Annotated in this window: 9 protein-coding genes; all 9 read left to right on the forward strand. The window is 32.5% G+C overall.

The window, feature by feature from the left end; genetic code table 11:
* Positions 1 to 210 precede the first annotated feature (210 nt).
* The 9 genes from QWY91_RS03290 to rfbC all read left to right on the forward strand — a co-directional run bounded on the left by QWY91_RS03290 (position 211) and on the right by rfbC (position 13,715).
* Entirely contained in the window at positions 211 to 789 is a 579-nt protein-coding gene (locus QWY91_RS03290) for an RNA polymerase sigma factor (RefSeq protein ID WP_290231671.1), read from the forward strand.
* A 110-nt stretch (positions 790 to 899) separates the two neighbouring features.
* Positions 900 to 2,027, forward strand: a complete 1,128-nt coding sequence (locus QWY91_RS03295) for a FecR family protein (RefSeq protein WP_290231673.1) — start codon at positions 900 to 902, stop codon at positions 2,025 to 2,027.
* Between the two features lie 138 nt (positions 2,028 to 2,165).
* A complete protein-coding gene (locus QWY91_RS03300; protein ID WP_290231675.1) occupies positions 2,166 to 5,441 on the forward strand; it encodes a TonB-dependent receptor in 3,276 nt (1,091 codons plus the stop codon).
* A gap of 4 nt (positions 5,442 to 5,445) precedes the next feature.
* Complete coding sequence (locus QWY91_RS03305) at positions 5,446 to 7,110, forward strand: RagB/SusD family nutrient uptake outer membrane protein (protein WP_290231677.1); 1,665 nt, start codon at positions 5,446 to 5,448, stop codon at positions 7,108 to 7,110.
* Between the two features lie 54 nt (positions 7,111 to 7,164).
* A complete protein-coding gene (gene pafA / locus QWY91_RS03310) occupies positions 7,165 to 8,811 on the forward strand; it encodes an alkaline phosphatase PafA (RefSeq protein ID WP_290231679.1) in 1,647 nt (548 codons plus the stop codon).
* A gap of 521 nt (positions 8,812 to 9,332) precedes the next feature.
* Positions 9,333 to 11,075, forward strand: coding sequence for a phage tail-like protein (locus QWY91_RS03315; protein WP_290231680.1), 1,743 nt, complete (start codon positions 9,333 to 9,335; stop codon positions 11,073 to 11,075).
* 157 nt (positions 11,076 to 11,232) lie between these two features.
* Complete coding sequence (rfbB, locus tag QWY91_RS03320) at positions 11,233 to 12,249, forward strand: dTDP-glucose 4,6-dehydratase (RefSeq protein ID WP_290231682.1); 1,017 nt, start codon at positions 11,233 to 11,235, stop codon at positions 12,247 to 12,249.
* A 45-nt stretch (positions 12,250 to 12,294) separates the two neighbouring features.
* The gene (rfbA, locus tag QWY91_RS03325; protein WP_290231684.1) at positions 12,295 to 13,152 is read left to right on the forward strand and encodes a glucose-1-phosphate thymidylyltransferase RfbA; all 858 of its coding nucleotides are present in this window, start codon (positions 12,295 to 12,297) and stop codon (positions 13,150 to 13,152) included.
* Complete coding sequence (gene rfbC / locus QWY91_RS03330) at positions 13,152 to 13,715, forward strand: dTDP-4-dehydrorhamnose 3,5-epimerase (protein WP_290231686.1); 564 nt, start codon at positions 13,152 to 13,154, stop codon at positions 13,713 to 13,715. Before rfbA ends, rfbC begins: the two co-directional genes overlap by 1 nt.
* Positions 13,716 to 13,719 lie beyond the last annotated feature (4 nt).

Genomic DNA, 13,719 nt, shown 5'->3' on the forward strand with positions numbered 1-13,719 from the left:
TTTAAAAATTTATCTGCAAGACAAGTCTCGGGTATTTCCCCACTTTTAATAAAAACTTTTTAAAGCTGCTCTTAAGGGCAGCTTTGATTTTTTACCAACTCTTTCTCTTTTGAAGATTATAACACCTTACATTATTAAGTTAATAGTTTCTTAACAAATTCTAAATTTATAAGCTATCTACTACTCTTAATTTTAAAAAAAATAATAAGAGTGGTTTCAAAACAAATAGATCAAGAAAATGATGTTCAGCTTTTAGCACTTATAAAAAAGAACAACCAATTAGCTTTTAATAGGTTATATAATAAATATTGGAAAAGATTATTTATATATACCGCTAATATATTAAATGATAAAGAATTGGCTCAAGATGTTTTACATGATGTTTTTTCTACATTATGGATTAAAAAAGATGAGTTAGAAATTGAGTCTTTAGAGAAATATTTATTTGTAGCAGCAAAAAATAAATCGATATCTCAATTTCGAAAAGTGAAATTTACAGAATTAGATCTTTCTATAATAGAAAAGCTTTCTCTAAAACCCGAAATTGAAACTAATCTTGATTTTATAGATTTAAAAACGGTTCTAAACGAAGTTACCCAAAGTTTGCCTGCTCGTTGTAGAGAAATATTTTATATGAGTAAGTATAACTATTATTCAAATCAAGAAATCGCTCAGCATTTTAATATCTCACAAAGAACAGTAGAGAATCAACTTTATTTGGCATTAAAACATATTAAACATTCTCTAAAACAACTAATACTTCTTCTTTTAATATTTTCTACCCGTTAAGTTAGGCACAGGTTTCTTAATCATTAATGCTTTGTTAAGAGTGCTTTTTTTGCAAATTTCTCATGTGAGTATTTTGGTTTCTATGCGTCCTTCTATTGTAAATGCAACTCATGACGAAAAAACAGTTTTTAGCATTAGCCGATAAATTTGAACAAGGATTATGTTCAGAAAAGGAAGAGGTATTATTATATAAGTTTTGTGAACAAGCTCAGTTTAAAAGTATTGTAACAAGTTGGGATCTCTCGGAGGAATCAAAAATTAGAATTCAACTGCTCAAAAAAATTCAGCAGACCATTAAAATAGAGCAACAGAATCGGCATAGGTTCAGGTGGAAACATATTAGAAACTTAGCTGGAATTTTAGTGTTTTTAGGTGTTTGTGGTTACATTTATTTTCAACAAAGTAATTCTATTTCACAAGCTATACCTGAGGATGCAATTACTCTTCAGCTAGAAGATGGTTCTCTTCAAATCATCAACGAAAAAGATAGCAGTTCAATTAGTAATAAAGCAGGAAAAGTGATTGGGCGGCATGAAGGTACACGTATGTTGTATATGGATACAAGTAAAACCACAAGAATAGTTTATAATACGCTAAGAGTTCCTTACGGTAAAAAATTTGAAATAGAACTATCAGATGGTACTGTAGCCTATCTTAATTCAGGTACTTCTATTAAATATCCTTCTAGATTTCTAGCAAATACAAATAGAGAGATTTACATAACGGGAGAAGCTTTTCTTGCTGTAGCTAAAGATTCGTCACGACCATTTATTGTAAATACAGACCAATTAGAAGTGAAAGTGTTAGGAACTAAATTCAATGTTTTTGCTTATCCAGAGGATGAAGTTTCAGCAGTAACTTTAGTAGAAGGGGCAGTTAGTCTTCAAACTGCTAAAAATACTAGTAAAAATAAAACGGTAGCTTATTTAAAGCCTGGTTTTAGAGGAAGTTTATCTAAAACTGAAAATGAAATTACAACAGAACAAGTTAATACGACTATGTATACTTCTTGGAGAGATGGGAAATTAGTTTTTCGGAATATGATCTTCAAGAATATTATAAAAAAATTAGAGCGGCATTATAACGTGAAAATCAATAATAAAAATGAAGAATTAGCTGGAAAAAAATTCAATATGAATTTTGGAAATGAATCTTTAGAAGGAGTTTTAGATGGCCTAAAAGCTAACTACGGAATACAATATGCTAAAGATTATTCGGGAAATATCACAATACAATAACTAAAACCAAAAAGCCAATGACATAGTTATACCAGTTAAGAAATTATCAGTTAAAAAAATCGGAAAATGCGGTAACATTTCCCGATTAGTTCAAAATGATTATTTAAAAATAAACATATCAAATAACAATATAAAATTATGAAAAAACTTCCTAATTCAGGTAAGGAGGATATCACTTTATTTAAACTTGACTTGAAAATGAAATTAAGTATAGTGTTAATGTTTGTCACTTTTTTTACCCTTAGTGCCAATGAAAGCTATTCTCAGAAAACAAAAATCAACCTTAATTATAACAATATTTCTTTTGGAAAACTTATCGATGAGATTGAGAGTACTACAGAATTTCAGTTTGTGTATAAGCTTGAAGATGTAGACCTATCGCAAATAATTTCTGTAGATGCTAAAAATAAAAAGATAGCAGAAATCTTAGAGAATATTCTTGCAGAAACGAAAACCAGTTTTAATATAGATGACCGTCAAGTTTATTTAATTAAACGAGAAAATATTGGAACGAATCAAAGTGAACAATCAGGAAATTTAAATTCAGACTTTCAAGAAGTTATTCAAGGAATTGTTGTCGATACCCATGGAGTGCCACTTGCAGGAGCTAGTATCAGAGAACAAAATACTGAGAATGGTGTATTTTCAGATTTTGATGGAAAATTCGCTATTAACATCAGTAATGCTAATATGAAGTTAGTTGTTTCTTATGTAGGTTTTAAATCTAAAGAAATAACAGTTGGTGACTCCTCCAACATAGAAGTTATTTTGGAAGAAAGCACAGAGGGTTTAGATGAAATTCTCATTGTAGGATATGGTTCTCAGAAAAAAAGTGACGTGACAGGATCAGTTTCTTCTTTACCAAAAGAAAGACTAGAAATGGTTCCTAATGTAAATATTGCGCAAGCCATACAAGGAGCCGTTCCAGGAATGATGATTCAAAATACTAGTGCAGGAGCAGCTCCTAACCAAAGTTTAATGATTAGAGGGCGTAACTCAATTAAAGCGAGTAATCAGCCATTAATTGTTTTGGATGGTATTCCTTATAATGGAAATATTAATGATATTAATCCTAATGATGTAGCCTCTATAGATGTGTTAAAAGATGCATCTGCAAGTGCCATTTATGGATCTAGAGGAGCAAATGGAGTTATATTAGTTACCACAAAAAGAGGTAAGAGTGGTGAATTGAGCATAGCATATGATGGATATTATTCTATTCAGGATTATATTAATCTTCCTGATGTTATGGATGGCGCTGAATTTTATGATTTTAAAATGACCAGAGCTCCTGAAATGATGACAGCTGAAGAACGCGAAATTTATGAATCTGGTAATTGGGAAAATTGGTACGATTTACTTTTAAGACAAGGAAATGCACAACAACATAATATCTCTGTTTCTGGAGGAAGTGAAAAAACTACTTTTTATGTAGCCGGTAGTCTTTTAGATGTTAAAGGACTATCCATAAATGATAAATTTGTACGTTTTAATAATAGAATTAATATAGATACCGATATTAAAGATTGGTTAACTATAGGTTCTAAGAGTCAATTTTCTTATAGTGACCAAAGTGGAGTGGTGCCTGGATGGGATCAAGCTTATAGCATGAATCCTTTAACTAAAGCTTTTGATGAAGATGGAGCTATTACCATTTATCCTTGGGAGGGAAACACAACTTATGCCAATCCTCTTCAGCAAACATTGTATGATAATACAGATAAGGCGTATCAAGTTATAACAAATAATTATGTAGATATTGATATTCCATTTATAAAGGGCCTAAATTATAGATTGAATACTGGTTTTAATTTTAGCTTTTCAGATTATTCAGAATACAGAGGAAGAGATACTAAAACTGGTTTAGATGCAAGAGGTGAGTCTATTACTAAAGATTCAAAGTCTAGCAAATCGGTTATAGAAAACATTTTAAACTATAATAGGAGCTTTGGTGTACATAAAATAAAAGCTACAGCTTTGTATAGTTTTGAAGAGAATGAAACTAATTTCAAGGGATTAGAAGCCAGTGGCTTTCCTAATGATTTTAGAGGTTCCTATGCAGCTTCACAGGCAGAATCCATAATTCCTTCTTTAGGAAAAACCAATACAAAGTTAATCTCTCAAATGCTACGCGTAAATTATTCTTACGATAGCCGTTATCTCCTAACATTAACTGGAAGAAGAGATGGCTACTCAGGCTTTGGAGCTAATACAAAATGGGGACTTTTCCCTTCTGTTGCTTTAGGTTGGAATATTAATAGAGAGAATTTCTTTGCTGCGAATACTATTTTTAATTCCTTAAAATTAAGGGTTTCTTATGGAAAAAATGGAAATCAAGCAGTTGGTGCTTATGAAACATTATCCAGACTTGAAGAGTACAATATGGTCGATAATAAAGTTACACAGCCTGGCTATAGACCTAGCGTTTTGGGACAAGATGATTTAGGTTGGGAGTCTTCTTCAACATTAAACGTAGGATTAGATTTTGGACTTTTGAAGAATAGACTTCAAGGTACAATTAACCTTTACAAAACCCGTACAAAAGATTTATTATTAGATCGAACTATATCTCCTGTACATGGTATAGGTTCTACTGTGCAAAATATTGGAGAAACAGAGAACCAGGGGATTGAATTTACTTTAAATAGTACTAATATTTCTACCAATAATTTTTCTTGGTCTACTTCTGCAAATTTTTCATTTATAAAGAATGAAATTGTTTCTCTTTATGGTATTTCTGATGAAAATGGACAACCAGTTAATGATTTAGCTAATGCATGGTTTGTAGGAAAACCCATCAATGTAATCTATGACCATAAGCGTATAGGAACTTGGCAACTGAATGAAGCTGAAGAAGCCGCAGAATGGGGGTCTCAACCCGGTTTTGTGAAATTTGAAGATGTAAATAATGATGGTGTTTTAGATGATAAAGACCGACAAATTTTAGGAAATAAAGACCCTGATTTTTTATGGGGATTGAGTAATATTTTTACCTATAAAGATTTTGGCCTATCGGTTTTTATTCATGGTGTTCACGGTTTATATAAAGCAAATCCTTTAATGACAGACGACACTACTGGAGAAGTACGCTCAAATACAATTACGAAAAATTGGTGGATCCCAGATAACCCTACTAACGAATGGGTGAAAAATGATTTTGATGCTGAAATTATGGGAGGCATATCTGCTAAAGGAAAGTACTACGAAGATGCAAGTTATGTAAGATTAAAAGATGTTACACTTTTCTACAATTTACCAAACGATTTAATTGAAGGATTAAGTTCACGTGTTTACCTAACAGGCCGTAATCTTTTAACTGTAACCAATTATAGCGGTTTAGATCCAGAAATTAATAATCAAAAAGGCGTTCCCATGCAGCAAGAGTTAGTGATTGGCTTAAACTTAAAATTCTAAAATCATGAAAAATTCAAAAAAAATAATAACAATTTCAGTTCACTATTATCTCATTTTATTTATCAGTTTAAGCTTGAGTAGTTGCAGCGACGATATTTTAGATGAGGATCCTCCTCACTTAATTACTACTGGTACGCTTTATACTAGCTTAGATGGTTTTGAAGCTGGTTTAAATGGTATTTATGCTACCGTTAGAGATGAAAGAAACGAGGAGTCTATGTCGCTAGCATTTAAAGGAGGTACAGATAACTTAGTTACTAATCATAAATCTAGCGATGGCCTAAATTTTATTTGGCAACATTGGGGAGATGCTAATAATGCCATGGTTAATGATTATGCAATCGAGTTTAAACGATTATATAGTATAATAAATTCAGCAAATAGTATTATTAATCAAGCTGAAGATAAAAAGGATATTGATTGGAAAGATGATGGTAATAAGAATAGAGTTATAGCACATGCTAAAGCAATGAGAGCTTGGGCCTATAGAAATCTAACTTATGGCTGGGGAGACGTTCCTATTAATTTAGAAGAATCTAAAGGATCGAATATTAAAACGGATTGGGAAAGAACTCCTGTAAAGACTGTAAGAAAACAGATTATTTCAGATTTTTTGTATGCAGAAAAATATATAGAAAAGCGTCCTGCTTTAAATGGAAGAATTACTAAAGGTGCTGTTCAGCATTATTTATCAGAAATGTACCTTACCTTAAAAAAACCTGATAGTGCTTTGTATTGGGCTAATAAGGTAATAGAATCACCAGAATATTCATTAATTACAGAGCGTTACGGTGTAAACAAGGATAAGCCAGGAGTACCTTTTATGGATATGTTTTACGAAGGAAATGAAAATTGGACCCAAGGAAATACAGAGGCCTTATGGGTATGGCAATATGCAATTAACACAATAGGCGGAGGAAGTAGCCGAATCAGAAGAGGTCATGTAAGTAGGTATAGCGATTGGGTAATAGACGGTGTTCGTGCATTTAAAAATACTTATGAAAGAGGAGGAAGAGGAAGAGCAAGACAGTCTTTAACAAAATGGGCTTTAGATCTTTATGAGCCAAATGACGATCGAGGCTCGCAATTTGCGATCAGAAAATACTTTATTTTAAACGATGCAGCAGCAAATGCTCCTTACCCTGCAGATGAATTACCACCAGGATATGCTTACGGAGATACCATTTATTTAAATTGGGAGCAAGATATAACACCAGATAATGTGGCGGTTAAAAATTGGCCTTTTTCTCGAAAAGTACAAGGAACAGATCCTAATGATGTATCTACAAGTAGTCAATATAACGATCAGATTTGTTTAAGATTAGCAAACACTTATTTGCTTAAAGCTGAAGCAGAATATTTATTAGATAAACCCGGAGATGCAGCTGCAACTATAAATGCATTGCGTAGAAGAGCTCATGCTTCAGAAATTACAGTAGCAGATTTGAGTATAGATTTCATTCTTGATGAGCGTTCGCGAGAACTAGTTTTAGAAGAAGATAGAAGGTGGACACTTTTGCGTACCGATAAATTGTTAGAAAGAACTAAAGCTCATAATAAAAATGGTGGACAGTTTATTAGTAAAAGAGATCTTTTATACCCTATACCTCAGGTTGTAATCGATGCAAATATTACAAAAAAAATGCAGCAAAATCCAGGTTTTGAATAAGGTTTTAAAACCTAAAATTAGTTATAATCAACATTTTATAGAAAATCAACATTTATGTATAGTTTTAAATATTTGCTAAAAAAATATAGTTATAGTTTTTACTTTTTGTTTCTGATTAGCTTTCATATATCGGCTCAAAACAAGAATGAAAAGCCTAAACTAGTTGTAGGTATAGTAGTAGATCAAATGCGCGAAGAATACCTATATCGGTATTATGATAAATTTCAAGATAATGGCTTTAAGCTATTGATGAAAGAAGGTTTTATGGCCAAAAATACGCATTATAATTATGTACCTACCAAAACAGCACCGGGGCATGCTTCTATTTATACAGGTACAACTCCTCGATATCACGGAATTATATCTAATTCTTGGTACCATAGAGAAACTAAAAGAGTTATGGGAAATGTAGAAGACGAAAGCTTTGAAACCGTGGGAACACTAACTCCAAAAACTGGGAAATCTCCTTACCAATTAATAGGGACAAATATTACGGATGAGTTAAAAATTTCGTCTCAAGGAAAATCTAAAGTAATTAGTATTTCTTTAAAAGATCGTGGAGCTATTTTACCCGGAGGGCATTTGGCGGATGGGGCGTATTGGTATGATCATGAATCCGGTCATTTTATAACTAGTACCTATTATGCGAAAGAACTTCCTACTTGGGTACAAGATTATAATGCATTAAATAAACCAGATTCTTTATTAAAATTAGGGTGGGAGACTCTTTTACCTATAGCTTCTTATTCAGAAAGTAATGGCGATATGCATTCATATGAAAAGGGGTTTCCAGGAATAAAAAGACCAACTTTTCCTTACGATTTTAAAAAGCTTCCTAAAGAGAAGAGGTATGAATTATTAACAAGAACTCCATATGGTAATACTATCGTAAGAGAATTAGCGGAAGCTGCTCTAAAAAATGAAAATATGGGTCAATCTTCTCAAACCGATTTCTTAGCAATAAGTTTTTCTAGTACCGATGCGGTTGGACATAAATTTGGCCCACAATCGGTTGAAATAGAAGATGTTTATTTAAGATTAGATAATGAGATTGCTGCGTTAATTCATTCACTAGATCAACAAGTAGGTAGAAAAAACTATACACTATTTTTAACCGCAGATCATGGAGGTGCAGATACGCCGCAATATCTAAATGAAACAAAAATACCAACTGAGTTAAGCACAGATGTTTCTGAAAAATTAGAAGCAAAGTTGTTGGAAAGTTATGGAAAACTTCAGCTTATCGAGAGCTATAAAGATCAACAGATTTACTTAAATCGAGATGTCTTATTAAAAAATAATTTAAATCTTAAAAAAATTTCAAATGAAATTAGGGATTATCTATATACTATTCCAGGAGTGGCACAAGTATATACCGCAGATGATTTAAGACGTTTAAACTATACTGATAAAATAGGATCTATGGTTCAATTGGGATATCATAATACGCGCTCTGGTGATATTGCTGTGGTTTATAATCCTATATCTTGGTCTGGAACTATGGAATTTGGAACTACACATGGTTCTCCTTATAATTACGATACTCATGTCCCTTTATTATGGTTTGGCGGTACTATAAAAAAAGGAGAAACAGTTAAACGGCTAAATATAACAGCTATAGCGCCAACTCTTGCAGAGGTGTTACATATTAAATTTCCTAGTGCTTGTATAGGCAATCCAATAATTGAACTTTTTAATTAAGAAAACTAATCATGATTTTTAATATAAAATAATTGTTTTTAAAGCTCCTTAAGGTGTAGAAAACTTTATGGAATTTGAATCTTAGAGGAATTGAAATTAATCGAATTTCAATTCCTCTAAAATCTTATCTTTCTTGCTGATAATACTAGAATCAGCTTTTCTTTGTACGTTCTTCTGCTGTAAAATAATAATTGTATTTGGATCCGACGGATCCAGTTCATTATAGCTACCTATAAGGATGATTTCGAAAAAAATTGTATAAGCCTCAATTTTGGCTATGAATTTTAGCTATTGTTTTATTCAAAAACCTGTTATAGTGTAGGTTACCTACAAATACTCCATTAAACCTTTAAAAATTCTTATGGAAATTACTGATGGAAAATATCAAAAACGTTTTTAAACGAGTTTTTGGGTAGGTTATCGTAAAGTTTTATTTACGCTAATTATTCATTTTATCTTTGAGCCGTTATAAATAAAAATTACACCCTAAATCGTTTATAACTGTCTAACATAAGAATACAATGAAGAAATTTTACCCTGTTCAAAACAACTTATCATTATCGGTTTTTTTGATATTTATTTTTTCGATTTTCACAAATACATCTGCAATTGCTCAGGTAGGTATAGGAACTTCAAAACCTCATCCATCAGCTATTCTTGATATTCATAGTGAAACCGCTGGAGTTTTGTTACCTCAAGTTTCTTTACAAGATTTGAGAGATCAGAATACTATTAATAAACCGGCAGAAGGATTATTGATATATAATAAACATAAAGATAATCAGAAACATTTAAATAACAGTTTCTACATCTGGGATGGCGAGAAATGGGATAAAATCCAATCGCAGCGTGATGCAGATGAAATAAATAAAAGAATAGATAGCTTGAAATCCTCGGTTGGTGATGGATCTGGTGGTGGTTGGCAGTTATATGGTAATAATTTATCTGGTGATGAATATATTGGTGCTAAGAATGAAAAGCCAATAAGATTCAAGATCAATAACATTCAAGAAGCAGAATTCGGTATTAAAGATCGCATTTCCATAGGACGGAATGCAGAATCTAATAAAGAGCGTTCATTTGCATACGGTTACGGATCAAAAAGTAATGGTAATGATTCTTATGCTTATGGTAGAGAAGGAAAGACTTCCGGAGAACGTGCATATGCTTTTGGTTACCAGGCTTCTTCTAGTGGTAATGACTCTTATTCTTTTGGTAATGAAGCAATGACTTCTGGAGAACGTACATATGCTTTTGGATATAAAGCTTCTTCTAGTAGTAAAGACGCCTATTCTTTTGGAAGAGAGGCGATGTCTTCTGGAGATAACTCGATAGCAATAGGATATCAATCTAAAAGTTCTGGCAAAGACTCTTACGCAATTGGAAGAAATTCAACATCATCTGGCATAGGTTCTTTTGCTATAGGAGAAAATTCTTCTTCTGAAGCTCAAAAATCTATAGCTATTGGATATGGAGCTAAAGCCACTAAAGATTATACTTTAATTTTAGGAAACGATCAATATATTGGTAATTCTGATGCTACCCGAGTTGGAATAGGTACAAGTAATCCTACTGAAAGATTGGAAGTTCATGGAGGATTTAAATTAGTTGATGAAACCCAAGGAGAAGGAAAAGTTTTAATTTCAGATAAATATGGTAAGGCTAGCTGGAAGAACGAATTGAATGTAAGTAAAGTTTCTACCTCTAATTTGGGATTGAAAGATGGAAGCCAAGGAGAAGGAAAAGTTTTAACCTCTGATGCAAATGGTAATGCTAGCTGGAAGGATTTAAACTCGGGAAGTTCAGGTAAAGTATATGCAGATTTATATAATAACGGTTTAGCTAGACTTAATAATACAGGGGAAGCATCTATTATAGAATTTGATAAAACATCACTTTCTAAAAATGTCCAAGTATCTAACCAAGGTATCATAGTTCAAAAAAGTGGTATCTTTAAAGTCAATGCAACAATTACAGTAAATACAGAGGGTGATGATGCGGAAGATACAGTTTATGAATTTTATTTTACAAAAGAGGGAAATAAGATTGCGCGTTCTTCAGTATACATTACAATCGATAGTGCAATTGATAACAATGAGAAATATACAGTAACTTTAAATAAACTAATAAAGTTAGAACAATGGGAACAAGTAGCTGTGTACGGTAGACAAGTGAATGTTGGTGGTCATGATAGAGATGCTTCGAAACTTTCATTAGTAAACAACGCTTGTTCTTTTACTTTAGAGAAGATAGATGAAATCTAAATTCTTACAATTATAACAAGTTTAAAAAGCTCATTTCTATCAAGATTTGAGCTTTTTTATTTTGTATCTAATATATTAGAATAGAGTCTTTACTTAATGTATTGTGCTTTTCATTTTTGAAAGTATCTTAGCATAAAATAATTCATTTCTTTTAAATATGCGGCATATTCTTATCACAGGAGGAGCAGGTTTTATTGGTTCAAATTTTATAATTTATTTTTTAAAAAATAATCCTAAGAGTAATATTATTAATCTTGACGCTCTTACGTATGCCGGTAGTCTTGAAAATTTGAAAGAAATTGAATCTCATCCACGTCATATTTTTATTGAAGGAGATATTTGCGATAGAGAACTTATCGAAAATTTATTTAGAAAATATGATATTAAGGATGTGATTCATCTCGCAGCGGAGTCTCATGTCGATAACAGCATATCTAATCCCGATGCTTTTATGCAGACGAATATTATGGGGACATTCAATTTAATCGATGTTGCTAAGAAATATTGGATGGAAGCTCCCGGAATTTATAAATCAAACTATAAAAATGCAAGATTTCATCATGTATCTACAGATGAGGTTTATGGAACCTTAGGTGAGAAAGGATTGTTTCATGAAAATACTACTTATGCGCCTAATAGTCCTTATAGCGCTTCTAAAGCGTCTTCAGATTTTATAGTAAGAAGTTATCATCATACTTACGGAATGAACGTGGTAACCACTAATTGTTCCAACAATTATGGTCCTAAACAACACGACGAAAAACTTATTCCTGTAATAATTAGAAAGGCATTGGCTGGCGAAGAAATTCCTATTTATGGTAACGGAAAGAACATACGAGATTGGCTTTACGTTTTAGATCATTGTAAAGGGATAGAGCTGGCATTTAAGAAAGGTATTTCTGGAGAAACTTATAATATCGGCGGAAGAAATGAACGCACCAATATCTACATCGCAGAAAAAATATGTGAAATTTTGGATAATAAAATGCCTTCTTCATCTAAGAAAAGCTATACCGAACAAATTAGCTATGTAACCGATAGAGCCGGGCATGACTATCGTTATGCAATAGATGCCACAAAAATTGAAACGGAGCTTGGTTGGAAAGCAAGTGAAAATTTTGAAAGCGGAATTGAGCTCACTGTAGAATGGTACCTTAAAAAATATGCTTATTAAGTGGCTTTTATTTAAATTGCCGATTATGCGATATACATTTTAAGAATGAAAGGAATAATTCTAGCCGGAGGATCAGGAACAAGATTGCATCCCTGTACTATAGCAGTAAGTAAGCAATTGATGCCTATTTATGATAAGCCTATGATCTATTATCCATTATCGACATTAATGGAAGCAGGGATTCGTGAGATCTTAATAATAAGCACGCCAAATGATTTGCCCTTATTTCAAAAGTTACTTGGCAACGGTGAAAAATACGGGTGTAGATTTGAGTATGCGGTTCAGGAAGAACCAAATGGGTTAGCGGAAGCGTTTATAATTGGAGAAGAGTTTATAGGCAAGGATAAAGTAGCTTTAATTCTAGGTGATAATATTTTTTACGGATCAGGTTTAGCTAAATTACTTCAAGCAAATAACGATCCTGATGGTGGAATTATTTATGCATATCATGTTACCGATCCTCAGCGATATGGGGTGGTAGAATTTGATGATGATCAAAAAGCGATTTCTATAGAAGAAAAACCTCTAGAACCTAAATCGAATTTCGCCGTTCCTGGCATTTATTTTTATGATAATCACGTTATCGAAATAGCAAAGAATATAAAGCCTAGCGATCGAGGTGAGCTTGAAATTACAGATATAAATAAAGAATACCTAAAGCAGAAAAAACTAAATGTAAGTATTCTAGATCGTGGTACGGCATGGCTGGATACCGGTACATTTCATTCACTAATGCAGGCTTCTCAGTTTGTACAGGTTATTGAAGAGCGTCAGGGTTTAAAAATTGGTGCCATAGAAGCTTCAGCATTTAAAATGGGATATATTACAAAAGCACAATTTGTTGAATTAACAGAACCATTTCTTAAAAGTGGTTATAGTGAAAATCTTTTAAAAAGCATTTAATGGTTGTAAAAGAAACCTATATAGAAGGTTGTTTTGAAATTACACCAAAAATTATCCAAGATAAACGGGGCTATTTCTTTGAAAGCTTCAACAAGAAAAAATTTCAAAATAAAACGGGGCTGGAAATAGATTTTGTACAAGACAATCAATCCTTTTCAGAAAAAGGTGTTTTGCGCGGCCTACATCTTCAGAAGGGGGAAGATTCTCAGGCAAAACTAGTTTCAGTTTCTAAAGGAAAAGTACTTGATGTGGTCGTTGATGTTAGACCTAATAGCAACACTTTTGGAGCTATCTTTTCTATAGTTCTTTCCGAAGAAAATAAAAAACAACTATTTGTGCCGCGCGGTTGTGCCCATGGATTTGTGGTCCTTAGTGAAACCGCTCTTTTTTACTATAAATGCGATAATTTTTACAATAAAGAAGCGGAAACTGGTATTATCTATAATGATCCAAAGCTGAATATAAATTGGCAATTAGAGGATGATGAGCTTATAATTTCTGAAAAAGATAAAGTATTACCAAGCTTTACTGAATTTATGGAACAGCAAAAAACGACTACGTAATCGG

This window comes from Zunongwangia endophytica (assembly GCF_030409505.1).
GTDB lineage: Bacteria > Bacteroidota > Bacteroidia > Flavobacteriales > Flavobacteriaceae > Zunongwangia > Zunongwangia endophytica.